The sequence below is a fragment of the Occallatibacter savannae genome (assembly GCF_003131205.1).
In the GTDB taxonomy this organism is placed as follows: Bacteria; Acidobacteriota; Terriglobia; order Terriglobales; family Acidobacteriaceae; genus Telmatobacter; species Telmatobacter savannae.
Window position 1 is genome coordinate 315,721 of record NZ_QFFY01000004.1, and the last position, 24,176, is coordinate 339,896.

The 24,176-nt window shown below is 61.3% G+C and carries 20 protein-coding genes; 16 read left to right on the top strand and 4 right to left on the bottom strand.

Features of this window, described 5'->3' with window-relative positions; genetic code table 11:
- Positions 1–635 precede the first annotated feature (635 nt).
- The 4 genes from DHV10_RS16310 (at position 636) to DHV10_RS16325 (ending at position 7,902) form a co-directional block, all read left to right on the top strand.
- Positions 636–1,829: a cysteine desulfurase family protein gene (locus DHV10_RS16310; protein ID WP_239461805.1), complete on the top strand. Its 1,194-nt coding sequence runs from the start codon at positions 636–638 to the stop codon at positions 1,827–1,829.
- 181 nt (positions 1,830–2,010) lie between these two features.
- Positions 2,011–3,132 carry a tRNA 2-thiouridine(34) synthase MnmA gene (gene mnmA, locus DHV10_RS16315; protein ID WP_109487441.1) on the top strand — a complete coding sequence of 374 codons (1,122 nt, stop codon included), beginning with the start codon at positions 2,011–2,013 and terminating at the stop codon, positions 3,130–3,132.
- Positions 3,133–3,509: 377 nt separating this feature from the next.
- Positions 3,510–4,619, top strand: a complete 1,110-nt coding sequence (locus tag DHV10_RS16320; RefSeq protein WP_239461807.1) for an efflux RND transporter periplasmic adaptor subunit — start codon at positions 3,510–3,512, stop codon at positions 4,617–4,619.
- Positions 4,620–4,686: 67 nt separating this feature from the next.
- Positions 4,687–7,902, top strand: coding sequence for an efflux RND transporter permease subunit (locus DHV10_RS16325; protein ID WP_109487442.1), 3,216 nt, complete (start codon positions 4,687–4,689; stop codon positions 7,900–7,902).
- Here the strand turns inward: DHV10_RS16325 and DHV10_RS16330 are convergent.
- The gene (locus tag DHV10_RS16330) at positions 7,877–8,197 is read right to left on the bottom strand and encodes a ComEA family DNA-binding protein (protein ID WP_162601595.1); all 321 of its coding nucleotides are present in this window, start codon (positions 8,195–8,197) and stop codon (positions 7,877–7,879) included. The genes DHV10_RS16325 and DHV10_RS16330 overlap by 26 nt on opposite strands.
- A 99-nt stretch (positions 8,198–8,296) precedes the next feature.
- Between DHV10_RS16330 and DHV10_RS16335 the strand changes: the two genes are divergently transcribed.
- The 12 genes from DHV10_RS16335 (at position 8,297) to DHV10_RS16390 (ending at position 20,088) form a co-directional block, all read left to right on the top strand.
- Complete coding sequence (locus DHV10_RS16335) at positions 8,297–10,165, top strand: mechanosensitive ion channel family protein (RefSeq protein WP_109487444.1); 1,869 nt, start codon at positions 8,297–8,299, stop codon at positions 10,163–10,165.
- Between the two features lie 225 nt (positions 10,166–10,390).
- Positions 10,391–10,750 carry a phosphoribosyl-AMP cyclohydrolase gene (gene hisI, locus DHV10_RS16340; protein ID WP_109487445.1) on the top strand — a complete coding sequence of 120 codons (360 nt, stop codon included), beginning with the start codon at positions 10,391–10,393 and terminating at the stop codon, positions 10,748–10,750.
- Positions 10,743–11,618 (top strand): ATP phosphoribosyltransferase, encoded by an 876-nt coding sequence (gene hisG / locus DHV10_RS16345; protein ID WP_109487446.1) that lies wholly within the window; start codon positions 10,743–10,745, stop codon positions 11,616–11,618. Before hisI ends, hisG begins: the two co-directional genes overlap by 8 nt.
- Positions 11,619–11,655: 37 nt before the next feature.
- Positions 11,656–12,945, top strand: coding sequence for a histidinol dehydrogenase (gene hisD / locus DHV10_RS16350; RefSeq protein WP_109487749.1), 1,290 nt, complete (start codon positions 11,656–11,658; stop codon positions 12,943–12,945).
- Complete coding sequence (gene hisC, locus DHV10_RS16355; protein WP_239461810.1) at positions 12,938–14,020, top strand: histidinol-phosphate transaminase; 1,083 nt, start codon at positions 12,938–12,940, stop codon at positions 14,018–14,020. Before hisD ends, hisC begins: the two co-directional genes overlap by 8 nt.
- A 3-nt stretch (positions 14,021–14,023) precedes the next feature.
- Positions 14,024–14,728 carry an imidazoleglycerol-phosphate dehydratase HisB gene (gene hisB, locus DHV10_RS16360; protein ID WP_109487750.1) on the top strand — a complete coding sequence of 235 codons (705 nt, stop codon included), beginning with the start codon at positions 14,024–14,026 and terminating at the stop codon, positions 14,726–14,728.
- A 280-nt stretch (positions 14,729–15,008) separates the two neighbouring features.
- Positions 15,009–15,614, top strand: coding sequence for an imidazole glycerol phosphate synthase subunit HisH (hisH, locus tag DHV10_RS16365; protein WP_109487448.1), 606 nt, complete (start codon positions 15,009–15,011; stop codon positions 15,612–15,614).
- Positions 15,611–16,123 (top strand): YcxB family protein, encoded by a 513-nt coding sequence (locus DHV10_RS16370; protein ID WP_109487449.1) that lies wholly within the window; start codon positions 15,611–15,613, stop codon positions 16,121–16,123. The genes hisH and DHV10_RS16370 overlap by 4 nt, the downstream gene beginning before the upstream one ends.
- 2 nt (positions 16,124–16,125) lie before the next feature.
- Positions 16,126–16,905, top strand: a complete 780-nt coding sequence (gene hisF, locus DHV10_RS16375; RefSeq protein ID WP_109487450.1) for an imidazole glycerol phosphate synthase subunit HisF — start codon at positions 16,126–16,128, stop codon at positions 16,903–16,905.
- On the top strand, positions 16,899–17,576 hold the full coding sequence (locus tag DHV10_RS16380; RefSeq protein ID WP_109487451.1) for a 1-(5-phosphoribosyl)-5-[(5-phosphoribosylamino)methylideneamino]imidazole-4-carboxamide isomerase: 678 nt from the start codon (positions 16,899–16,901) through the stop codon (positions 17,574–17,576). The genes hisF and DHV10_RS16380 overlap by 7 nt, the downstream gene beginning before the upstream one ends.
- Before the next feature lie 248 nt (positions 17,577–17,824).
- Positions 17,825–18,994, top strand: a complete 1,170-nt coding sequence (locus DHV10_RS16385; protein ID WP_109487452.1) for a pyridoxal phosphate-dependent aminotransferase — start codon at positions 17,825–17,827, stop codon at positions 18,992–18,994.
- Positions 18,995–19,116: 122 nt separating this feature from the next.
- Positions 19,117–20,088 (top strand): 2-hydroxyacid dehydrogenase, encoded by a 972-nt coding sequence (locus DHV10_RS16390; protein ID WP_109487453.1) that lies wholly within the window; start codon positions 19,117–19,119, stop codon positions 20,086–20,088.
- On the opposite strand, the gene pnuC is transcribed toward DHV10_RS16390, so the two are convergent.
- The 3 genes from pnuC to DHV10_RS16405 are packed head-to-tail and all read right to left on the bottom strand — an operon-like array spanning position 20,040 to position 24,117.
- Positions 20,040–20,669: a nicotinamide riboside transporter PnuC gene (pnuC, locus tag DHV10_RS16395; RefSeq protein ID WP_109487454.1), complete on the bottom strand. Its 630-nt coding sequence runs from the start codon at positions 20,667–20,669 to the stop codon at positions 20,040–20,042. The genes DHV10_RS16390 and pnuC overlap by 49 nt on opposite strands.
- Complete coding sequence (locus DHV10_RS16400; RefSeq protein ID WP_204101439.1) at positions 20,666–21,868, bottom strand: phosphotransferase enzyme family protein; 1,203 nt, start codon at positions 21,866–21,868, stop codon at positions 20,666–20,668. The genes pnuC and DHV10_RS16400 overlap by 4 nt, the downstream gene beginning before the upstream one ends.
- 17 nt (positions 21,869–21,885) lie before the next feature.
- Positions 21,886–24,117, bottom strand: a complete 2,232-nt coding sequence (locus DHV10_RS16405) for a TonB-dependent siderophore receptor (protein WP_109487455.1) — start codon at positions 24,115–24,117, stop codon at positions 21,886–21,888.
- Between the last annotated feature and the right edge of the window lie 59 nt (positions 24,118–24,176).

Consider the following 24,176-nt stretch of genomic DNA (forward strand, 5'->3'; position numbering starts at 1 on the left):
CAGTTTTGGTGGTTGATCTTCTCCCTGGTCCCCAAATGCGAGGGACCAGGGGCATCCGGCAAGGACACCGGACTTACTGAATGCCTTTCGGCTTGTGCCGGAGGGCATTCGCTTTTGCGGGCGGGTACCCCACCCCCATGTCCGGAAATTGTTTTTGGGGGTCTTTCTCTTAAGTTCCTGGAACTGCATGGGCTTAGGTCCAGATCTTTGCATAGCTGCTGCCGTGTTCCAGATCACCTGACTGATCGTGAGGGGATCGGTGCTGCTTAAGGTGGTTTCTCATCGTTCGTTGACTCTCCCCGGTCTGCGCGACTGCCCGTCCCACTCAACGCGCGAAGAGGCTGCGCGATGAATGGGGCATAGCTCCTTGTGAGACCTTCCCGGTCCCCAAAGGTGAGGGACACTTCGGCTTCGCTCAGTGCAGGCTCGGGGGCACCCGGCACGGTCCGCGTTTACCTGTGTTCCTCACTTCAATTCCATTGTGCCGAAATGAGGGGTAATTGACTGCAAAACGAGAGCGAGGAAATTTGCGAGTGGAATGAGCGGTTTGCGGAGCGGCGCTTTTCGAGAGGGCTTGTGTACCGCAATGTGGTTTGGACCGTATGGTACCCTCGCAGCAGGAGAGGGCTCTACTCATGTCTGCAGGAACGTTCCAGAACGGCCGTATCTATATGGATGCCAATGCTACGACTCCGCTTTTGCCGGAGGTAGTGGAGGCGATGCGGCCCTATTGGACGGAGCAGTTTGGGAATGCGTCCTCGATCCATCTGGACGGGCAGACGGCGAGGACGGCGATCGACCGGGCTCGGGAGACGCTGGCGGAGTTCTTCAACTGCCATGATGCCGAGGTGGTGTTCAACTCGGGGGGCACGGAGGGCGATAACACGGCCTTATTCGGGTTGCTGCATCCGGGCGACCACCTGATTACGACCTCAATTGAGCACTCGGCGGTGCTGCAGGCGGCGAAGAAGCTGGAGCGGTTTGGGGTGACGACGACCTTTGTTGCGCCGCAGCCGAGCGGTCTGATTGAGCCGATGGACATCCTGCGGGCGATCCGGCCGGAGACGCGGCTGATCAGTGTGATGCTGGCGAACAACGAGACAGGCGTGGTGCAGCCGGTGGCGGAGATTGGCAAGATTGCGGCGGATACGGGAGCCTTCTTCCATATCGATGCGGTGCAGGGCGCGGGCAAGGTGAAGTTCGATGTGCGCAAGTGGGGTGCTCACCTTGTCTCGATCAGCGGACATAAAGTTCATGGGCCGAAGGGCGTAGGCGCGATGTTTGTGCGCAAGGGAACGCCGGTGGATGCGCTGATTGTGGGCGGAAGCCACGAGCGGCGGCGGCGCGCGGGAACAGAGAATGTGCCGGGAATTGTGGGGCTGGCGAAGGCAATTGAGATCGCGATGCACAGCGTGGAAGACGGCACGATGACGCGGCTGGCGGGATTGCGGGACAAACTCGAGGCCGGTGTTCTGGCGCTGCCGGGGACGGGTCTGAATGGAGCGCTGGTGGATGGTAAGGCGGCTCCGCGGGTGGCGAATACGACGAATATCTGGTTCGACAACCTGGAGGGCGAGGGGCTGGTGATCGCGCTCGACCTGAAGGGGATTGCGGTTTCGGGCGGGTCGGCGTGCCACTCGGGCGCGACGGAGCCGAGCCACGTGCTGATGGCCATGGGGCTCAACAAGCATCGGGCGGGTGCGAGCCTGCGGTTCAGTTTGCTGAAGTCGGTGACGGAGGCGCAGGTGGACCGGGTGCTTGCGGTTCTGCCGGAGGCGGTGCAGAATTTGCGGGCGCTGGCGCCGGTGAGTGCGGGGACGCTTGCTTAGCGGCGCTTCGCGCCTGTTAGCGGAGTTAGGAAAAGCAGATCCTTCGCTTACCACCCCCGGGCTCGAAAAAACGCCCGGGGCCCCTTGCGCTCAGGATGACAGCGCTGTTGATTAAGTAGGAGCGCTCAGGATGACAGCCTCTTTTGAGAATCACGAATCGTAAAAACAGAGAACCTTCTTTATGAGTGAGAAGCGCACAATTGCGGTGGCAATGTCGGGAGGGGTGGATTCCTCTACGGTGGCGGCGATGCTTGCGCGATTGGGCGATGGGAATCGGGTTGTGGGGTTGACGCTGCAGTTGTGGGATCAGACGCGGCTGGCGGGGAAGCATGGGATTCCGGAGGCTCCGAAGGCGGGGCGATGCTGCTCGCTGGACGATGTGTATGACGCGCGGAGGGTGGCGGAGCACCTGGGTATTCCTTACTACGTGGTGAACCAGGAGGAGCGGTTCGAGAAGGATGTGGTGCGTCCGTTTGTGAGCGAGTACCTGGCGGGGCGGACGCCGATTCCTTGTTCGCTTTGCAACAACCATCTGAAGTTCGATCAGCTGCTGAAGACGGCGCGGTCGATCGGGGCGGATGCGATTGCGACGGGGCACTACGCGGTGAACGAGTTCGATGAGAAGCGCGGGCGCTGGATTTTGAAGCGGCCGGCGGATCTGGCGAAGGACCAGACGTACTTTCTGTTCGGGCTGACGCAGGAGCAGCTGGCGCATACGTTGTTTCCGCTGGGGAGTTTGACGAAGCCTGAGGTGCGCGAGGTGGCGCGGCAGAAGGGGCTGGCGCTGGCAGAGAAGCCGGATTCGCAGGAGATCTGTTTTATTCCGGGCGGAGACTACAAGCAGTTTCTGACGGCGTATCTGGAGGAGCAGGGCGAGGAGATTCCGGATACGGCCGGCGAGCTGGTGGCCTCGAACGGCGAGGTGATTGGAAAGCACGCGGGGATTTCGAACTTCACGGTTGGGCAGCGGAAGGGACTGAATGTGGGATCGCCTTCGCCTTTGTATGTGTTGAATATTGATCCAGCGAGCCATCGGGTGACGGTGGGAGCGGACGCGGAGCTGGCGACACAGACGTTGAGGGCGAACCGGCTGAATTGGATCAGCATTCCGGAGCTGACGGAGCCGATGCGGGTGAAGGCGAAGATCCGGCACAGGCACGAGCCGGCGTGGGCGACGCTGGAGCCTGCGGGAGCGGATGAGGTGATGGCGCGGTTTGATGAACCGCAGCGGGCAGTGACGCCGGGACAGTCTGCGGTTTTCTACGACGGCGATGAGGTCGTGGGCGGCGGGTGGATTGTTTGACTATTTCCGCGAAAAAGTCAGGTTCGAGTTGTGCTGCTCGCTCTTTCCGGTGACCGGAATCGTGAAAGTGCCGGGTGGCAACATCGATGGCGCTGCTGCGGCGACATTTTGCGACAATCGAGAGGGTTTGAGCGTCAGCTAAATAGCGCCAGAACTCCGTTCATACCTGCCGGTTATGTTGTTTTCGATCACAGAGTTTCAGGCGGGCGGGTTGTTAACATGAGTGCTGCATTGTTCTATGGATTTCGGGCAGTCCGGGAGTGACTGCGTTCGGGTGCGGCGCGCGGGCTGACCGTTTGCAACGAGAATCAACTTCAGCCAGAGACACCTAAGGGATTGCGATAACGGCGGGGAACGCCGGTAAGGGGTTCGAAATTTTGAAACGCGTTTATTTTGTTTTTGCATTTGTACTTTTCCTGGCGGTTGCGGGATGCCAGAAGGATCAGCCGAAGGCTCCGGCGGGTGCAGGGGCGGGGATGCAGGCGATGCCGGTGAAGACGGTCGCCGTGTCGCTGCAGCCAGTGGCGCAGAGCAGCGAATATATGGCCACGGTGAAGTCGCGGCGGTCGGCAACGATACTGCCGCAGGTGGCGGGGATGCTGACTTCGATTCGGGTGCACAGCGGCGAGCATGTGAAGGCGGGTCAGGTGATGATGACGATCGATCCGCGACAGCAGCAGGCGACGGTGGCATCGCAGGCGGCGACCGAGCAGCAGAAGAAGGCTGCGTACGACTTCGACAATGTGCAGCTGGAGCGGCAGAAGAAACTGTTTGCGGCCGGGGTGACGAGCAAGGAAGCTCTGGACCAGGCGCAGCAGGCCTACGACAATGCGAAGGCCGATTACGAGGCATCGCGCGGCACGCGGGATATGCAGGAACAACTGCTTGGGTATTACACGATCAAGGCGCCGTTCGACGGAGTGGTGGGCGACATTCCAGTTCACGTGGGTGATTATGTTGCGCCGACGATGGGCGCGAATTCGACGGGGCTGACGACGGTGGATCAGGGCGGGGATCTCGAGGCGTACATCTACATTCCGACGGAGCGGGCCGGGGAGGTTCACCAGGGACTGGCCGTGGAGCTGTACGACACGGCGGGCAAGCTGCTGGAGAAGTCGAAGATTGATTTCGTGTCGCCGCAGGTGGATCCGAGTCTGCAGGGGATTCTGGCGAAGGCGCCGGTTCACCGGACGGCGGAGATGACGCGCAATGCGCAGCTGATCAAGGCAAAGGTTATCTGGAGCACGAAGCCGATGCCGGTGATTCCCGTGCTGGCGGTGACGCGGCGTGGAGTGCAGAGTTTCGTGTACGTGGCGAAGGCGGCGGGGAACGGGAAGTTTGTGGCGGATCAGTTGCCGGTGACGCTGGGCGACAGCATCGAGAATTCCTATTCCATCACGTCGGGGCTGAAGCCCGGGGACCAGGTGATTGTGTCGAGCACGCAGTTCCTGGTGAACGGGATGCCGGTGATGCCGATACCGGGATGAGTCCGGCGTGACGGTCTGCCGATGAGACGGAACTTGAGCAAGCAGAAGAGCTGAAAGCAGGATCATTGTGTTTGTAGATTTCTTTATTCGCAGGCCGGTGTTTGCGACGGTTTGCGCGCTGATGATTATTCTGGCGGGCGCGATCTGTATTCCGACGCTGCCGGTATCGCTGTATCCGAAGCTGACGCCGCCGCAGGTGTCGGTGACGACGAACTACATTGGTGCGAATGCCGGGACCGTGGAGAAGGCGGTGACGATCCCGCTGGAAGAATCGATCAACGGCGTGGAGGGCATGCGGTACATCACGTCGTCGAGCACGAACAGCGGGATCAGCAGTATTACGACGACATTTCAGACGGGCTACGATCTGGATCTTGCGGCGGTGGACGTGCAGAACCGCGTCGCCAGCGTGCAGGGACGGTTGCCGGCGGCTGTGAACCAGACCGGCATTTCGATCACGAAGGTCAGCAATAACTTCGTGCTGGCAGCGGGATTCTTTTCGCGGGACGGGCGCTACTCGAACGAGTTTGTGTCGAATTATCTGGACGTCTATGTGAAGGACGCGATCAAGCGCGTGCCGGGCGTAGGCGATGTGATGATTTTCGGCGAGCGCAAGTACGCGATGCGTATCTGGCTCGACCCGATCCGGATGGCGGCGCGCGATTTGACGGCGCTGGACGTGGTGAGCGCGCTCCAGGAGCAGAACGTTGAGATTCCGGCCGGCCAGCTGGGGCAGCCTCCGGCGAACAAGCAGCAGGCTTATCAGATTCCGGTGCGCGTGGTGGGAAGGCTGAGCGATCCGGCGCAGTTCGACAAGATCATTTTGAAAAACAGCGCGAACGGCCTGGTGCTGCTGAAGGACGTGGGACACGCGGAGATTGGAGCGGAAGACTATAGCTCGACGTTGAAGTACAACGGACAGACGGCGATGGGCGTGGGCGTGCAGCAGCTCTCGACGGCGAATTCGCTGGATGTGGATCGGCAGGTCAAGGCGGTTCTTGAGCAGTTGAAGACGAGCTTCCCGCCGGGGCTGGAGTACGTGATTGCATTCGACACAACGACGGTGGTGGGCGATTCGATCCGCGAGGTGCTTTGGACGCTGGGCGAAGCGATCTTGATCGTCATCGTGGTGATCTTCCTTTTCCTGCTAGACTGGCGCGCGACGATTATTCCGGCGGTGACGATACCGGTTTCGCTGATCGGCACGTTTGCGTTTACGAAGGTGTTCGGGTTCTCGATTAACTCGTTGACGCTATTTGGAATCACGCTGGCGACCGGGTTGGTGGTGGACGATGCCATCGTGGTGATCGAGAACGTGCAGCGGCACATTGCCATGGAGCACTCGGACCCGCACGAGGCGACTTCGAACGCCATGGGCGAGGTGACGAGCGCGGTGATCGCGACGTCGCTGGTGCTCATTGCGGTGTTTGTGCCGGTGTCGTTCTTCCCAGGCACGACGGGCATACTGTACCGGCAGTTCTCGCTGACGATTGCGTTCTCGATTGCGATTTCGGCGTTCAACGCGCTGACGCTTTCTCCGGCGCTGTCGGCGCTGTTTCTGCGCGGCGAAGAAGAGAGACCGCATCAGCTGGACTTTCTGCACGTCCGGCCGTTGTCGCGGGCGTTCTCGGCGTTCATTCACGGCGCAGATAATTTTGTGAGCTGGCTGGGCAGAACGTACGGCCGCGTGATCCATGTCGCGCTGCGAGCCCGCTGGGTGTTGCTGCTGCTGTTCTTTGTGGGTCTATGGGCTACGTACGAAATTTATAAGACTGTGCCGACGGGGTTTATTCCGCAAGAGGATCAGGGCAATCTCTACGTGATTGTGCAGGCGCCTCCGGGATCGTCTCTGGAGTACACGACGAACCTGGCAGATCGCGCGACTGCGATCATCGGGCAGGATCCGGATATTGAAGGCGCATTTTCGGTGATGGGCTTCAGCTTCAGCGGCGGCGCGTCAAATGCCGGGTTGATGTTTGTGCACACCAAGGACATCAAACAGCGGCAGAGCAAGAATGACACTCCGGGAGTGATCGTCGAGCGGCTGAACAAGAAGCTCGGAATGCTGATCATGGATAAGAATGGCGGGCTTGTGCGCGCCATCGAGCCGCCCGCGGTGCAGGGTGTGGGTACGGCAGGCGGTTTCCAGTTTGAGCTGCAGGACACGGGCGTGAATACGCTGAGCGATCTGGATCGAGTGGCGCACCAGATCATGGGCGCCGGCGCGGCGCGCAAGGATCTGACGAACATTTACACGACCTTCTCGGCGAACGATCCGCAGGTGCTGGTAACGATCGATCGCGAGAAGGCGAAGGCGATGAACATTCCGCTGGCGCAGATCACGACGACGCTGGGCGTCTTTATGGGCTCGCAGTACGTGAATGATTTCGATTTCAACAATCGTACCTATCGTGTGTTCGTGCAGGCCGATCAGCCGTTCCGCATGACAGGCGGCGATCTGCACAGCTACTACGTGCGTTCGAATACCGGCGAGATGGTGCCGCTGGATAACCTGGTGACGATTGCGCAGAGCTCAGGGCCGCCGGTAATCAGCCACTACAATCTGTTCCGGTCGGTGGAGATTGATGGATCGCCGGCGCCGGGCTACAGTTCGGGGCAGGGCATCGCGGGCATGGAAGACCTGGCAAAGCAAAACATGCTGCCGGGCATGACGTACCAGTGGACGGGCTTGACGCTGGACGAGATTGAGTCGAGCGGCAAGGCGATCATCATCTTCGGACTCGGACTGCTGGTTGTGTATCTGACGCTGTCGGCGCAGTACGAGAGCTTCGCGCTGCCGTTCATTATTCTGCTCGCGGTTCCGATGGCGGTGCTGGGCGCACTGGGACTCGTGGCGCTGCGCGGAATGTCGAACGACGTGTATTGCCAGATCGGACTGGTGATGCTGATCGGACTGGCGGCGAAGAACTCGATTCTGATCGTCGAGTTTGCCGAGCAATTGCGCGCACAGGGACGGACGATTGCGGAGGCGGCTATTGAGGCGGCTGAGCTACGTCTGCGGCCGATCCTGATGACGTCGTTCGCATTCATTCTCGGTGTATTGCCGCTGGTCTTCGCGACGGGAGCGGGAGCGCTGGGACGGCGGTCAGTGGGAACGACCATCGTGGGCGGAATGCTGCTGTCGACGCTGCTGAACCTGGTGTTTATCCCTGTCCTCTACGTGATGTTGAGCCGGCTACTGCGGCGCGGAGACAAGCCGCGGCATCATGGCGAGGTGGAGGAAGAGGCGCACGTGCTTACCGGGCCTGCCGGTGTGCGATGACGCTGTCGCGGATGCGCGCGTAGACGCCGGCTGGGATCACGCCGCGGTCGAGGAGCTCATTCTTCCCACGGTAAGGGCGATAGCGGATGATGCGCGCTGCCCAGACGCGGCCGAGGCCTGGGAGACTGGTGAGTCGATCGAGCGAAGCTGTGTTGATGTCGACCGGCTCCGAAGGAACGGTGTCGTGTGTGGCAACCGGCTGAGAGTGGCGCGTTACGGCCGGGTGGAGAGCGGACGCAGCGGTGGTGAATGCCGCAACGGTGATGGCCGTGAGCAAGCGTGCATGAAGCGTCACAAACCTATTTTGAATTGAGCCGTGCTCGCGGGTAAGTGGTCCTCGTCACGCGAGCAGATTGTTCTGGAGAGAGGCGGTCATCTCCTGCAACAATGAGGCATGGCAATCCCCCAAATTGCTTCCTCTGCAGGACAGAAGCTGCGCGCGAGGGTATTCGGCAGCACGCGGCTGACGATTCTATTGACGCTGATCGTGATTTTTGGCGCATGCCTGGTCTTCACATGGGAGACGGGCGACGTAATGAGCAATCTCTCGTTCCTGAATCCAAGGAACAATCCCAACCGTACGAGTGGGACAAAGAAGGCGATTGTCGACACGAAGCCGTGGCAGACAGCGCAGGCGCTTGCCGCCCTGGCATACACCGCGGAGGAGAAGGAGTATGCGCAGGAGGCGGAAAGGCTGGCAGACCACGAGGTTGACCAGGCATTTGCCTCCGCCCTGCGCCAGGCCACTTTGGATGCGCAGCATTTGACGTTGAGCGGAGACGCTCTGGCGATGTCGAAGAAGGTAGCGCAACTGGAGCAGCTGATCGCGCAGGACAAAGAAGAGATCCAGACGATCACCGAAGCCTTAAAGGCGCCGCTGCCCAAGAACGGCAAACCTGCGGAATACGACGAGGGGGATCTCGAGGTAGCGAAGGCCCAACTGGGGCTGGATACGGACGAGCTTGCCGACGTGCAGCACGATTTCACGCAGGCATCGGGCGACCAGACGTCGCAGATACAGGCGGAACTGGCGACGCACGAGGCTGCGATGCGCGGGTACGACAAGCAGGTGCGCGAGGGAGGCCAGATTGCGACGGTATCGGCGCGGCGGTTCGGGACCCTGGCGGGGAGAGTGGGAGCGTGGCAGCGGCTGAGGACCCGGACGACCTTGCTGCAGGAAGCCGTGGATCAGACGCGCAGGGACATCGGGATTTTGAGCGCTCAGCAAAGATCGATTGAAAGCAAGATCAGCGCCATGGGCGCGGTGCAAACGAACGATCTGGATGAGAAGTTGCAGGGGCTGAGAGACCGGACCGCGCTTCGTCAGATTCTGAGCATCACGGATGATCGCATCCAGACCGAGCAGCAGCTTGTGAACGTGTACAGCAAATGGGTTGCGCAGGTGCTGCTGCAGCGGCGGATCATTGTGCACCTGCTGGTGCAGTCGCTGGCACTGATTGCGTTTATCGGGATCTGCATGGTGGTGGCCGATGGGCTGGTGCGGCGTGTGATGGCAAAGCCGGGGCTGGACAACAGGCGCTCTGACACACTGCGAAGCATCCTGGAACTTTCGATTCAGGCGCTGGGCGTGGTGCTGATTCTGATTGTGATCTTCGGACCGCCCAAGGAGACGCCGACGATTCTGGGGCTCACGACGGCGGCGCTGACGATTGCGTTGCAGGATTTCATTATCGCGTTTCTCGGATGGTTCGTGCTGATTGGGCGCAATGGGATTCATGTGGGCGACTGGGTGGAGATTAACGGCGTGGGCGGCGAAGTGACGGATGTGCGTCTATTTTCGACGACGCTGTTGGAGACAGGAACGCTTGCGGATCGCGGGCTGCCGACGGGGCGGCGGATTACGTTCATGAATGGATTTGCGATTCGCGGAACGTACTTCAATTTCTCGACGAGCGGGCAGTGGATGTGGGATGAGATCAAGATCAGCCTGCCACCGAGCGACAACGTGCAGCAGGTGCTTGCGGAGATCCAGAAGGCAGTGGATGCGGAGACGCAGAAGAATGCGAGCCAGGCGGAGGCGGAGTGGAAGCGTGGAGCGCGCGGCAGCAGCCTGAGCCGGTTTACGGCGACATCCGTGGAGAGCCTGAGGCCCTCGGGAAGCGGCATTGATGTGCTGGTGCGGTACGTGACCCGAGCTTCGGAGAGGTTCGATCTGCGGAACAGGCTGTACCAGAGGCTGATCGAGGTGCTGCGGGAGCCGGGGGCGGGGTCGGGCGCGGCGGTGGTTACGACGAAGAGTTGAGGATTCGATTGACACTCTGAGAGTGATACCGTAAGTTGAAGAGAGATGCAGATCCACCGCCATCACGGTCATCATCACCATCACGGGACCAATGTGCCGGCGGACTGCCATGGCCTGAGATAAAAAAGGCCAGAGAGATCGAAGATTCAGAGCCCGCCGGCGCAGACGCCGACGGGCTTTTTAGTTTTACGGCAGATGTGAAATCCAAAAGTTCAGGAAAGATAGATGACGACGCAACCGAAGGTTGATTTCGAGAAGATGGACGGGCTGGTGGCGGGGATTGTGCAGGACGCCAGGACCGGCGAGGTGCTGATGCTGGGCTTTCTGAATCCGGAGAGCTACCAAAAAACAATTGACACGGGCTTTGTGACGTTCTGGAGCAGGACGCGGCAGAAGCTTTGGATGAAGGGGGAGACCAGCGGGAACCGGCTGCGGGTGGTGTCGGCGGCGACGGACTGCGACAACGATGCGCTGCTGTTTCGCGTAGAGGTGGAGGGCGACGGGCTGGTGTGCCATGAGGGCACGGTGAGCTGCTTTACGAAGCCGCTGACGTTTGCGAATGCAGTGGAGGTGAAGCGTGGGTAATAAGCTGCGACTGGGGTTGCCGAAGGGGAGTTTGCAGGACTCGACGATTGCGCTGTTCAAGCGCGCGGGGTGGAACATCTATGCGGATGGGCGGTCGTATTTTCCGTCGGTGGATGACGCGGAGATTGAGTGCATGCTGATTCGCGCGCAGGAGATGGCGCGATATGTGGATCATGGCGTGCTGGATGCGGGGCTGACGGGAATCGACTGGGTGGTGGAGAGCGGGCTGGATGTAACGAGCGTGACGACGCTGACCTATGCGAAGCAGAGCCGGAGGAAGGTGCGGTGGGTGCTGGCGGTGCCGGAGTCGAGTGGATTCTTAACTGCGAAGGATCTGGAAGGGAAGATCATTGCGACGGAACTGGTTGAGGTTACGAAGAAGTATTTTGCAGACCGCGGCGTGAATGTAAAGGTGGAGTTCAGCTGGGGCGCGACGGAAGTGAAGCCGCCGATGCTGGCCGATGCGATTGTGGAAGTGACGGAGACGGGGAGCTCGCTGAAAGCGAATCACCTGAAGATTATTGACACGGTGATGGAGAGCGAGACGCACCTGATCGCGAACAAGGTTGCGCTGGACGATGCGTGGAAGCGGGAGAAGATCGATCAGATCGCGGTGATGCTGCGCGGTGCGATTGATGCGCAGAGCCAGGTGGGGCTGATGCTGAATGTGAAGCGCGAGGATCTGGAGCAGGTGCTGGCGGTGTTGCCGGCGTTGAATTCGCCAACGGTTTCGCAGTTGAGCAATTCGGAGTGGGTGGCGGTGAACACGATTGTGGAGGAGCGCGTGGCGCGGGATGTGATTCCGAAGCTGAAGGCGGCGCGGGCGACGGGGATTGTGGAGTATCCGCTGAACAAGGTTGTGCTGTAGCGATGTGTTGCAGACGTTTGTGCAAGAGCGAGGCGGGATGAGGCTGATTCGAACGCAGGGACGTCGGGCGCGGGATGCGGCGGCTGCGCTGGCGCAACTGGAGAGGCGCGGAGGTGCGGCGCTGGATGCAGTGTTGCCGGCGGTCCAGCGGATCGTGAAGGATGTGCGGCGTGGCGGGGATCGGGCGATGTTCCGGTATGCGGCGAAGCTGGATGGGCTGGAGGATCGAGCGCGGTTTCGGGTGACGCAGGAGGAGATGGCTCAGGCGTGGGCTGCGACGGATGCGAAGCTGCGCGATGCGTTGTCGACCGCGGCGATTCTGATTCGTAGTTTTGCGAACGGGCAGATGCCTAGGTCGGGATGCGTACGGGCGACTGAGGGATTGGCGGTTGGGCAGGTGGTGAGGGCGTTGGATTCGGTGGGGTGTTACGTGCCGAGCGGGCGGCATCCGCTGCCTTCGACGCTGCTGATGACGGCGATTCCGGCGCAGGTGGCGGGGGTGGGGCGGATTGTGGCGGTATCGCCAAAGCCTGCGAAGGAGACTCTGGCGGCGGCGCACCTGCTGGGAATTACGGAGTTCTATCGCGTGGGCGGGGCGCACGGTGTGGCGGCGCTGGCGTATGGGACGGAGACGCTTGCGCGCGTGGACAAGATTGTGGGGCCGGGAAATTTGTACGTGACGGCGGCGAAGCGGCTGGTTGCGTTTGATTGCGCGATCGATATGCTCGCGGGGCCGACGGAGATTGTGGTGACGAGCGAGCGCGGGGATGCGGCGGAGATTGCGGCAGACCTGGTGGCGCAGGCAGAGCACGATCCGGAGGCGGTGGCGATCTTTGTGACGACGCGTGAGGAGTTGGCGCGGCGGGTGATGGCGGAGGCGAAGACGCAGAGCAAGGGGAATGCGGTTGCGAAAGAAGCGCTCGGGCGGAACGGGGTTGCGATTGTGGCAGGGACTGTGGAAGAGGCGCGGGAGATTACGAATCGGCTGGCGCCGGAGCATTTGACGGTGGACGCGGCGGAGGATGTGGAGTGGGTGAGGAGCGCGGGGTCGGTGTTTGTGGGTGGATGGTCGGCGCAGCCGTTGGGGGACTATATTTCGGGGCCGAATCATACGCTGCCGACGGGGGGGATGGCGCGCGTGCGGGGCGGGTTGAGCGTGAATGATTTTGTAAAGCTGATTACGGTGCAGGAGTATTCGGCCGAGGGGATCGCGGCGTTGGGGGAGAAGGCGGCGCTGCTGGGCGATGCGGAAGGGTTGACGGCGCATGCGGCGGCGATCCGGATGCGGGTGAAGAAGGCTTCGCGTGCTAGGAGGGGCCGTGGATAAAACGAGAGTCGGGCCGGTTCCTCGGGCGCGGGTCGAGGCGATGAAGGAGTATCACCCGCCGCTGGGGAATCGCGATGCGATGCGGCTGGATTTCAACGAGAACACGATTGCGTGTTCGCCGCGCGTCAAGGAAGTGCTGGGTCGGATTTCGGCGGGGGCGCTGACGCGGTATCCCGAACGCGAGCCGGTGGAGCGGATTGTTGCGGAGCACCTGGGGGTGGCGGCGGAGCAACTGGTGTTGACGAACGGCGTGGATGAGGCGATTCATGTGCTGTTCGAGACGTTTTTGGACGAGGGTGACGAACTGCTGCTGCCCGTGCCGACGTACACGATGTACGAGGTGTATGCGTCGGCGACGGATGCGCGAGCGGTGACGGTGCAGGCGGCGGAGGATCTGCAGTTTCCGTTTGATCGGCTGATGGATGCGATTACGCCACGGACGAAGATTATTGCGATTGCGAATCCGAACAGCCCGTCGGGGTCGGTGGCTACGCGGGAGCAGATCCTGGAGATCGCGAAACGTGCGCCGGATGCGGTGGTGCTGGTGGATGAGGCGTACTTTCATTTCTTCGGCGAGACGGTGATGGATATGGTCGGGTCGGTGCCGAATTTGATGGTGGCGCGGACATTCTCGAAGGCATACGGGCTTGCGGGATTGCGGCTAGGCGTGCTGGCGGGCCCGGTGGAGCTGATGAAGTGGGTGCGGCGGGTGCTGTCGCCGTACAGCGTGAACTCGCTGGCGCTGGCTTGTCTGCCGGCGGCGCTGGCGGATACGGCGTATCTCGACTGGTATGTGGGCGAGGTGCTGGCAGCGCACGGTGAGTTTGAGAAGGCGCTGGATGAGGTGGGCGTGCGGCGGTGGCAGAGCAGGGCGAATTTTGTGCTGGTGGAGATTGGGGAGAAGCACAAGGAGTTTGTGCGGTTGATGTCGGCGGGTGGAGTGCTGGTGCGGGATCGATCGAATGATCCGGGATGCGATGGGTGCGTGCGGATCACGATCGGGACGCGGGAGCAGATGCGGGAGGCGGTTGAGGTGTTGAAGAAGACGATGAGTGAGATTCGAGGTCAGGAGTAAGTGATGGTGAAGGTGAGAGGGAAAGAATTATCCCCGATCCCCAAAGGCGAGGGATCGGGGGCACCTAACAAGGTCGGCGGAATCATCCCCGGTCCCCAAAAGCGAGGGACCGGGGGCACCCGCCGTCGAGGTGTGGTGGTGCGGGATACGAATGAGACGCGGATTTCGATTGTGCTGACAGTTGAGGGGAAGGGCGTCTACAAGGTTTCGACGGGGATCCGGTTCTTCGATCACATGCTGGAGCTGTTTACGCGGCATGGGGCATTCGATCTGGAGCTGACGTGCAAGGGCGATCTGGATGTGGATCAGCACCACACGGTGGAGGATGTGGGGATCGCGCTGGGAGAGGCATTTGATCGGGCGCTGGGAGACAAGCGCGGGATTCTGCGGGCTGGGTATTTCCTGATGCCAATGGATGAGACGCTGGCGATTGCGGCTGTTGATTTGAGCGGGCGCGCGGCGTTTGCGGTTGACACGAAGGTGAGGACGCGGCTGGTTGGAGATCTGCAGACGGAGTTGGTGACGGATTTCTTTGAGGGGTTTGCGCGCGGGGCACGAGCGAATGTGCACGTGAAGACGATGTATGGACGGTCGAATCATCACAAGATCGAGGCGATCTTCAAGGCGTTTGCGCGGGCGCTACGGGTGGCGTGCTCGAGAGATAAGCAGCTGGGGGAGACGCTGCCGAGCACGAAGGGATTGTTGTGAGTTTTGTCTCGGGTGGTGTTTTGTTTCCCGCCCAAGCAAAGCTTGGACGGGGCACCCGAGATTCATGCCAATCCGGTGATGATCCAACTCGGCGTCTGATGTTTCCCATGTCTCCAGAAGAGGGAGACATGGGGCACCCGCTGTGATTGGTTAGAGTCAGATGATCCCACATCTCAGAATCGAGATGTGGGGCACCCGGAAGATTCAGTTTGATACATCCCGGTCCCCAAGTGCGAGGGACCGGGGGCACCCAGAGTCGTTGAAGGGTTGAAGGATTGAGATGCGGGTTACGGTGATTGATTACAAGGCGGGGAATGTGACTTCGGTGCTGAAGGCGCTGCGGCATCTGGGTGCGGAGCCGGTGGTGACGGATTCGGATTTGTCGCTGATTGCGAGGGCGGAGCGAATTGTGCTGCCGGGCGTGGGGCATTTTGCGGCGACGGAGCGGCTGGATTCGACAGGGATGACGAGTGCGATTCGTGAGGCTGTGAAGCGGGGAGTTCCGTTTCTGGGGATCTGCGTGGGGATGCAGTGGCTGTATGCGGGTTCGACGGAGGCTGCGGGACAGGCGGGGCTGGGATGCTTTGGCGAGGAGTGTTCGCGGTTTCCGGAGGGCGCAGAGAAGGTTCCGCATGTGGGATGGAATTCGCTGGAGGTGAAGGGATCGCCGCGGTTGATGGCGGGCGTGAAGGATGGGGAGTATGTGTACTTCACGCATTCGTATCGGGCTCCGGTGGGGGCGGATACGGCGGCGGTGGCGAACTACATAGAGCCGTTTGCTGCTGCGGTGGAGCGCGGGAATGTGATGGGGGTGCAGTTTCATCCGGAGAAGAGCGGAGAGACGGGGCTGAAGATGCTGCGGAATTTTCTGGAGCTCGAAAGATGAAGCTGGAATACAAGCTCACGCTCAAGGACTACAAAGCGGCCTTCAGACTTCATCGCCGTCGAAGAATGTCACGACGACTGGTCGTGTGGCTCGGACCGATCCTGCTGGTGATTGGCGTTGTAGGATTCGTCGCTTGCAGCGTTGCGAATAACACACCTCTTGCCGCACAGGCTGCTGCTCTCACGGCCGGATCGCTTGTGTTCACGATTGGAATGCCGATCTCACGGTCCTGGAACATTCGCAGAAGCTTCAATCGACTTTTCCCGTCCGGTGAGAAGGATCGAATCAGCAGAATAGCCATCGACGATCAGGGAATCTGCCGCGAGCTGTCGGGAGTGGCGGAGCTGAAGCTTAGTTGGAACGGAATCTACGACTTCGCTCAAGACGAGAAGATCACTCTGCTGTACACGAACAAAGACTGCTTTCTACTTTGGCCAACTGCGTTGATGTCTGCTGAACAACGGGCTGAACTGAGCGAGTTGGTTGCTCGCCATTTGGTGAAGAGGTGACGATGCTGACGAAGAGGATCATCGCGTGTCTGGATGTTCATGGCGGACGGGTAGTGAAGGGCGTGCAGTTTGTGGACCTGGTGGATGCGGGGGATCCGGCGGCGCTGGCGGCGCGTCATGCGCGCGAGGGCGCCGATGAGATTGTGCTGCTGGATATCACGGCGACGCATGAAGGCAGACAGACGTTGCTCGACACTGTGAGACGGACGGCGCGGGAGTTGTTTGTGCCTTTTACGGTGGGTGGGGGAATCAAGAGCGCGGAGGAAGCGGCGCAGGTGTTTGAGGCGGGAGCGGACAAAATCAGCGTGAATTCGGCGGCGCTGAGAGATCCTACGCTGATTTCGGAGATTGGTAAAAACTTCGGCGCGCAGGCAGTGGTGGTGGCGATTGATGCGCGGCGTGACCCAGAGGCGAACGATCCAGTGCGGGATGCGCAGGCGTTTGTGCAGGGCGGACGCAAGCCGGCGGGGCGGCGCGTGGTGGAGTGGGCGCGCGAGGCGGAGGAGCGGGGAGCGGGGGAGATTCTGCTGACCTCGATGGATTCGGATGGGACGCGGGCGGGGTTCGATTGCGAACTGACGGCGGCGGTGAGCGAGGCGGTGAATATTCCGGTGATTGCTTCAGGAGGCGCGGGAACGGTGGCGCATTTTGCGGATGTGTTCGGGAGAGGAAAGGCGGATGCGGCGCTGGCGGCGAGCATTTTTCACTTTGGAGTATCGAGTGCGCGGTCGCTGAAAGAAGAGCTGGTGGCGGCGGGCGTTCCGGTGAGGCTGCCATGCTGATTCCTTCGATTGATCTGCTGGGTGGGCGCATTGTGCAGCTGGTGCAGGGCGAGAAGCTGAAGCTGGCGTTTGATGATTTTGAGTACTGGATTGAGAAGTTTTCGAAGTATCCGCTGGTGCAGCTGATCGATCTGGATGCGGCAATGCGGCAGGGGAATAATTCGGTGCTGGTCGCGCAGATTGCGAAGAGGCTGCCGGTGCAGGTGGGCGGCGGGGTGCGTTCGGTGGAGCGGGCGCGCGAGGTGCTGAATGCGGGCGCGCAGAAGGTGATTGTGGGGTCTTCTTTGTTTACAGAAGGTGGCGCGGTGGATGTGAAGTTTGCCGCGGAGATGGCGGAGGGTGTTGGGGCTGAGCGCGTGGTGGCGGGGATCGATACAAAGAATGGGCGGATCGCGGTGAAAGGGTGGAAGGCGCAGGTGGCATTGACGGCGGATGATGCGATTCCGCAACTGGAGCCGTATGCGGGGGCGTATCTGTACACGCATGTAGATGGGGAAGGGATGATGCAGGGGTTCCCGATTGATGTGGCGGTGCGGTTAAGGAAGTTGACGAAGCGGCAGTTGATTGTGGCGGGCGGGATCCGGAGCCAGCAGGAGCTTGATGAGCTGCATGCGATGAAGGTGGATGCGGTGGCTGGGATGGCGGTGTATACGAATTTGCTGGCGGTGTGATGTCCCTTAAAGAATGTAACGATTCGATTGGAGTCTCGCGAGTCAGCAAGAAGCAGATCCTTCGCTTACCACCCCCAGACTGAAGAAGACGTCTGGGGCCCCGTGCGCTCAGGATGACAGCTCCTGGACTAATTTAGGCTTCGCGGGCTGTTTGGGCCTGAAGGCCGATGCTCCTCTGTTTCTTCAGATGGGCTTTATCGGGCATCAGATATGCTCAGGTTATGAGAGCGAAAGGAAGCGCGTGGACCATGCCGAAGCAAAGCGGGATTCGACTGGCAAAACGACTGGATGAGGTTGGGTTCTCAGACATCGTGCAGATCCGCAACAAGGTGATGGAACTGCGGGCGGCGGGGCAGCAGGTGCATGCGCTGCACGGGGGCGAGCCGTATTTCGAGACGCCGGAGCCGATCAAGTATGCGGCGGTGAAGGCGCTGGTGGAGAACTATACGCATTATGCTCCGTCGTCGGGCGTGATGCCGCTGCGCGAGGCGCTGGTGAAGAAGCTCGCGGCTAAGAACAAGATCAAGGTGACGACGGACGAGGTGATTGCAACGGTGGGCGGGTCGCAGGCGCTGTATGCGGCTTTCCAGGCGGTGCTCGATCCGGGAGATGATGCGCTGGTGTTTTCGCCGTATTGGACGCCGATTCGTGACCTGGTGACCGGGACACAAGCGAGGCCGCTGCTGGTACCGACGACGACGGCGCGGCGGAATGGGATCAGGAAGACGCTGGAGCAGTTTTCTACGCCGAATACGCGGGCGATCTACTACAACACGCCGCAGAATCCGAGCGGGCTGGTGTTTACGCGGGCGGAGGCGGAGGAGGTTGCGGCGTTTGCGAAAGAGCGCGACCTGATTGTGATTGCGGATGAGGCGTACGAGGACCTGGTGTATGAGGGCGAACATGTCTCGATTGCGTCGCTGCCGGGGATGCTGGAGCGGACGATCACGTGCTACACGTTTTCGAAGACGTATGGGATGACGGGATGGCGCGCGGGGTACGCGGTGGCGAAGGAACCGTTTATGACGGCGCTGCGGAAGATTGTGCTGTATTCGACGAACGGCGTGACGACGTTTGTGCAGCAGGCGATGATCGATGCGCTGAAGATTTCGGAGGCGGAGATTGCGGCGCATCGCGAGGAGTATCGCAAGCGGCGGGATCTGCTGGTTTCGGCGCTGAATGAGGTGGGGTTGAAGTGCGAGCCGCCGGCGGGTGCGTTCTATGCATTTCCGAATGTGGAGAAGATCAACAAGAACAGCAAGAAGGCGGCGGAGATTTTGCTGGAGAAGGCGCACGTTGCGACGATTCCGGGATCGGTGTTCGGGGCGCAGGGTGAGGGGCACCTGCGGTTCGGGTATGCGATTTCGGTGAAGGAGATCGAGGCGTGTGCGGAGGCGCTGCGGAAGTTTCGGGGGTAGCTGGTTGGCGGTGATCAAGTCGAGGTTTGATGTCTCCCAGGTCTCCAGAACCGGGAGACCTGGTGCACCGAGCACTCTCGTAGATAAAACCGCTGTGATCTGGCATGTAGCATGGAAGGCATATGGTGCGTGTTGGATATTCGGCGAATCTTGCGCCGGAGTTGCTGAAGGATTTTCCTGAAGGTGTGGAGTTGATTGCGCTGCCGCGCGATCTTGATCACGATATCGACATTGAGGTGTGGCTGCCGGATCCGTATCCGACGCGGAATACGAACATCTATCCGCGACTGCGCGGGTTGAAGCTGGTGCTGTCGCTGATGGCGGGGACGGAGTGGATCCCGGCGGCGGTGGGGCCGCATGTGACGATATGCAACGCGCGGGGTGCGCATAACATTTCGACGGCGGAGTGGACGGTGTCGGCGACGCTGGCGATGCTGAAGCACTTTCCGTTGTTTCTGGATGTGCAGAGGTCGGGCGAGTGGAAGCGGCGGTTCGAGGCGACTACGGAGTATGAGCGCGTGTCGGGAGATGCGCGGCAGCATTATCCGCCGGTGATGCTGGAGGAGCTGACGGGGAAGAGGGTGCTGCTGGTCGGGTACGGGTCGATTGGGAAAGAGATCGAGCGAATGCTGGAGCCGTTTCGCGTAGAGCTGACGCGGGTGGCGAGGAGGGCGCGGGAGAACCCGAAGGTGCATGCGGTACGCGAACTGGATGCCCTGATTCCGCAGGCGCAGGTGATCATGCTGATTTTGCCGTCGACGGCGGAGAGTCGCGGCTTGATTGGGGCGAGGCAGTTTGCGCTGATGGAGCAGGGGACGTTGCTGGTGAACGCTGCGCGAGGTCCGGTGGTGGATACGGATGCGCTGGCGGCGGCGTTGAATAGTGGCAAGATTCGCGCGGCGCTGGATGTGACGGAGCCGGAGCCGCTTCCGGAAGGGCATCCGTTGTGGAAGTGCCCGAATCTGTTGATCACGCCGCATGTGGGCGGGTCGAGTCCGGAGTTTGCGCGGCGCGCGCTGAAGGTGGCGGAGCTTGAGCTTCGGCGCTATATGGCGGGCGAGCCGCTGCTCAACGTGGTGCAGTCGGCGGTTTGAGCGGAGCGGGCGGCGCGGCGCCAGTCGCGCAGGCCGAGGATGGCGAGGACGACGAGGCCGGCGTAGAGGACGGCGGTGATCCAGAGGTCCTTGTAAATGTACTCGCCGATGTAGACGAGATTCACGACAATCCACAGAACCCAGTTGGCGATGTGTTTGCGCGCCTGCCACCAGCTGCCGACGAGGCTGAAGCTGGCGAGTGCGGCGTCGAGCCATGGGAGCGCGGCCTGAAGGTGCCTGGCGATTTCGCCGAGGACGAAGGTGCCGGCGATGCCAGCGGCGATTGCGATGAGGGCCGCGGGAAGCGCGAGAGGTTCGACGCGGACTTCGCCTTCTTCCTGGACGCCGCGCCACCAGTGATACCAGCCATAGAGGGTGAAGGCGATGAAGAAGAGCTGGAGGAGCGAGTCGGAGAGGAGTCGCGCGCGGTAGAAGACGACGAGGTAGAGGATGTCCGAGGCGAGGACGACGGGCCAGCAGATGAGGAGCCGCTTGGTGGTGAGCCAGATGCCGAGGGCGGTGGTGATGAATCCGGCGAGCTCGACCCAGTTGGCGATGAGGTAGTGGACGATGGCGCTCATGGGCGGGTCGCGGCCTTTTCCGGGATCAAGTGCTTGCGGGATTCGGACCAGCGGCGGATGGGGTCGAGGAGTTTGTCGCGGCCGGGGCCGGCGAACCATTGCGCGTGAGCGAAGAGGTAATCGTGCGTGGCGACGCGGGCTTTGGCGGGGGAGTGGAGGACGCCGAGAAAGTAGTCGGCTTCAGAGAGAGCGAACTCGGCGTGGCAGAGGGCGAGCATGGGAGCGAGGGCGGCGGATTCGGCGGCGGAGAGTGGGCGGATGTGTTCGTAGCCTTCGAGGAGAGCCCAGAGGTGATCGAGGTAGACGGGGACACGGTCGCCGGCGGCGGGGTCGTTCATGAGAACGAGCCATTCGATGATGTTGCGTTCGATGCAGTGGGCGAGATCGTGGACGGAGTTGGTGCGATCGGCGAGGCCGAAGTCGATGACGGAGAGGGCGGAGGCGTTTGGAGTGGTGTCGCTCCAGAAGAGGTTGGAGGCGTGGAGGTCGTTGTGGGTCCAGAGGGGAGTGAGTGAGGGGAGGAGCGGTTCGAGTTCGGCGTGAAGAGGAGTGAGGAGTTCGAGTGCGTGGTCGGCGTCGGTGCGGGTTTGGGGATCGTGGGTGATGGATGGGCGGGCGGCGAGGTATTGAGCGAGGGAGTGGGCGGGATTGGGTGAAGCGAAGATGATGAAGCCGGCGACGAGGGGCCGGATCTTGCGTGGTGGAGCGATGAAGGATGCGGCGGCCAGGTGCATGCGGGCGAGGAGTTCGCCGGCGGAGCGCGCGTGCGCGGTGGAGCGGAAGGGCGTCCAGGAGATGGCGTCTTCGTAAAGGTCGATGCCGGCGGGGAGAGCGTGGACTTCATAGGTCCACTGACTGAGCGCGAGCGCGGTGTCGCCGGTGGTGGTTGCGAAGACGGCCGGAACGCTGATGCTGTTGTCGCGGAGGTGCTGCATGAAGCGGTGTTCTTCAGCGAGGCCGGCGATCTCGCGGACGGCGCGGGAGTGGCGCTTGATGAAGATGCGGCGTTGAGTGGTTTGAACGACGGCTGCGGCGGAGAGCGGGCGGGGACTCGTGGAAATGATCTGGAGAGGTTCGCCGGCGGAGGGGAACTGCTGGAGCACGGAGCGGGTTCCATCAAGCGTGAGCGCGGGCCAGTCGGGCTGGACGAGGGAGCCGTCGAGTCCGTGGGCCAGCGCGGGTTGTGCTGATTCGTTCACGTTGCTTCGAGAGCTCGCTAGAAAGTGTAGTGCGCGGAGAGGCGCACGGTTGTGGGTGCTCCCTGGTGAATAAAGGTGTCGCCGTAGCTGGCGCCGGTGTCTTTCCAGTAGCGCTTGTTGAGGATGTTGTCGGCGTAGAGGTGAAAGGTGAGGTGGCCGGCTTCGCCACGGGGGGTGTAGCGCGCGCCGAGGTTGAAGAGGTTGTATCCGCCGACGGTGACGGTGTCGTCGCGTGTGGCCTGCTTGCGGGAGATGTAGCTCCAGCCGGGCATCAAGTGCAGACCGCGGCCGTGGGGGACGAGGACGTCGGCGAATAGAGCGGAGTGGAAGCGCGGGACGTTGATGACCTGCTGGTTGTCGTAGGCGGGAGTGCCGGTGTTAGTGGAGATGGCGCGGATGGTGGCGGCTGAGGCGCTGAGCTGCATCCATCCGGCGGCTTTGCCCTGCGCGTTGAATTCGAAGCCGTCGTGGGTTTCGTGTCCGGCGGATTCGAAGCAGAGGTCGCCGGGTGCGACGTCGACACCATAGAGAAGGTTGGTGGTGCAGAAGCTGTCGGCAGACTGGATGATGCGCGGGTAGAAGAAAGGCTGGCGCATGCGGAAGTAGTCGGCGGTGAGGAGGATGCCGTGCTCATACTTCGCGCCGATCTCGGTTTGTCGGGTCATGAAGGGCGTGAGGAAGAGGGCGGAGTTATCGACCCACCACGGGGCCTGGGGTCCGAGCGAGAGGAGCGAGCCGTAGTTGCTGTAGAGGGTGAGGTTCTGGATGGGAGAGTAGGTGATGGCGTACTGCGGGAGCCAGAGGGTGCGTGGATTTGAGTAGTTGAAGTCGGAGACGCGGACGAAGCGGCCGCCAGCCTGTAGAACGATGTTGCGCGGGAGGTGGGCGCGTTCCTGAAGGATGGCGGAGGATTGGTGGTTGAAGTCGGCGAGGGTTGAAGGGCCAGCCTGCTGGTAGGGATATTCAGGAGCGTAGGGGATGTTGGGCTGGTAGATGTTTTCGACACCGAGGGCGGTGTAGACGATGGAAGGCGAGAGATCGACAGAGCGATGGAAGAGGGAGCCGCCGCCGACTACGTCGTGGCTGATCTTTCCAGTCGCGAAGTGGCCGATGAGGAGGGCTTCGCCGGTTGCGTCGATGCGGAGTTCGCCGGGGCTGCGATAGTCGTAGATCTCGTAGCTACCGTCGGGGCAAAAGAAGTAGTAAGGCGAATCGGGACAGAGGGAGTTGCCGCTGGAGTCGAGCGCAGGACCGTAAGGGTAGATGACGTTGTCGTCAATGAGGGAGTGACTGTAGGAGGCGGCGATGCGGGCGATCCAGTTGGGCGAGAAGCTGTGCTGGAGTTTTGAGCCGGCGTTGAAGGCGTCGAAGGTGTTTGGTTTGGACCAGGGCTGAAAGCCGAGCATTACGGACGGGTAGACGGGCGAGGGCACGGTAGTGCCGCCGAGGAGCTGGTAACCGGCTTCAGAGCGTTGGACCTTGTGCTGATATTCGAAGTCGGTGGTGAGCTGCGTTGCGGAGCCGAGCTGCCAGCGACCGTCGGCTGCTCCCATCCCGCGCCAGCCATTGGCGTGCTCGACGTAGGTGTGGATGTCTTCGACAGCGGTGGTGATGAGAACGCTGTCGCGCAGGCCGGGCACGGGAAATTGCGTGGAGCCGTACGATGAGCCACGATGATCGGTGGCGAGATCGACGGAGGGATGCAGTCCGCGATAGGGTTCGTCTGTTGCGTAGTTGATGACTCCGCCGCTCGAGGCGATTCCGCTTTCGAGGCCGGCGATGCCTTTGATGACTTCGATGCGCTGCTTGTTTTCGAGGGGCACGTCCTGTTCTCCGGCGATGGTGAGACCGTTGATCTGTAGGCCGGTGGCGAGGTCGAGAGGGAATCCGCGGATTTCGAAGTCGCCGTAGTAGCCGACGGGGGCGTAGTCTTCGCCGACGGAGGCGTCGTTCTTGACGACATCAGAGAGCGTGCGCGAGATCTGGTCGCCCATGACGGCTCCGGTAACGGAGGTGACTGAGAGGGGCGTTTCCTGAAGGGATGTGCCGTCGAGCGATGCGGCGGTGCGCGGGTCGGAGGCGTAGTCGTCTTTTACCTCGCCGTGCACGACGACGGTGGTGGTGACGCGGTCGGGCTTCTGCGAGGGCGGATCGGGGGAGGCAGGATTTTGCGCGGCTGCGATGGACGCGGCGAGGAGAGTCAGCGCAAAGAGTGTATGTCGTCGAGAAAAGTATGTAAGCGTACGCATGCCCTTGTTCCCACTTTCATGAAACAAGGGAGTTCAAGCTGAAGCTGGAAGGAAGTTGG

What these genes read in the sequence shown, in the direction of transcription:
- DHV10_RS16310 (WP_239461805.1), top strand. Translation starts at nt 636, where the DNA reads ATGTCTGCAGGAACGTTCCAGAACGGCCGTATCTATATGGATGCCAAT.
- mnmA (WP_109487441.1), top strand. Translation starts at nt 2,011, where the DNA reads ATGAGTGAGAAGCGCACAATTGCGGTGGCAATGTCGGGAGGGGTGGAT.
- DHV10_RS16335 (WP_109487444.1), top strand. Translation starts at nt 8,297, where the DNA reads ATGGCAATCCCCCAAATTGCTTCCTCTGCAGGACAGAAGCTGCGCGCG.
- hisI (WP_109487445.1), top strand. Translation starts at nt 10,391, where the DNA reads ATGACGACGCAACCGAAGGTTGATTTCGAGAAGATGGACGGGCTGGTG.
- hisD (WP_109487749.1), top strand. Translation starts at nt 11,656, where the DNA reads ATGAGGCTGATTCGAACGCAGGGACGTCGGGCGCGGGATGCGGCGGCT.
- hisB (WP_109487750.1), top strand. Translation starts at nt 14,024, where the DNA reads ATGGTGAAGGTGAGAGGGAAAGAATTATCCCCGATCCCCAAAGGCGAG.
- hisH (WP_109487448.1), top strand. Translation starts at nt 15,009, where the DNA reads ATGCGGGTTACGGTGATTGATTACAAGGCGGGGAATGTGACTTCGGTG.
- DHV10_RS16370 (WP_109487449.1), top strand. Translation starts at nt 15,611, where the DNA reads ATGAAGCTGGAATACAAGCTCACGCTCAAGGACTACAAAGCGGCCTTC.
- hisF (WP_109487450.1), top strand. Translation starts at nt 16,126, where the DNA reads ATGCTGACGAAGAGGATCATCGCGTGTCTGGATGTTCATGGCGGACGG.
- DHV10_RS16380 (WP_109487451.1), top strand. Translation starts at nt 16,899, where the DNA reads ATGCTGATTCCTTCGATTGATCTGCTGGGTGGGCGCATTGTGCAGCTG.
- DHV10_RS16385 (WP_109487452.1), top strand. Translation starts at nt 17,825, where the DNA reads ATGCCGAAGCAAAGCGGGATTCGACTGGCAAAACGACTGGATGAGGTT.
- DHV10_RS16390 (WP_109487453.1), top strand. Translation starts at nt 19,117, where the DNA reads ATGGTGCGTGTTGGATATTCGGCGAATCTTGCGCCGGAGTTGCTGAAG.
- pnuC (WP_109487454.1), bottom strand. Translation starts at nt 20,669, where the DNA reads ATGAGCGCCATCGTCCACTACCTCATCGCCAACTGGGTCGAGCTCGCC.
- DHV10_RS16405 (WP_109487455.1), bottom strand. Translation starts at nt 24,117, where the DNA reads ATGCGTACGCTTACATACTTTTCTCGACGACATACACTCTTTGCGCTG.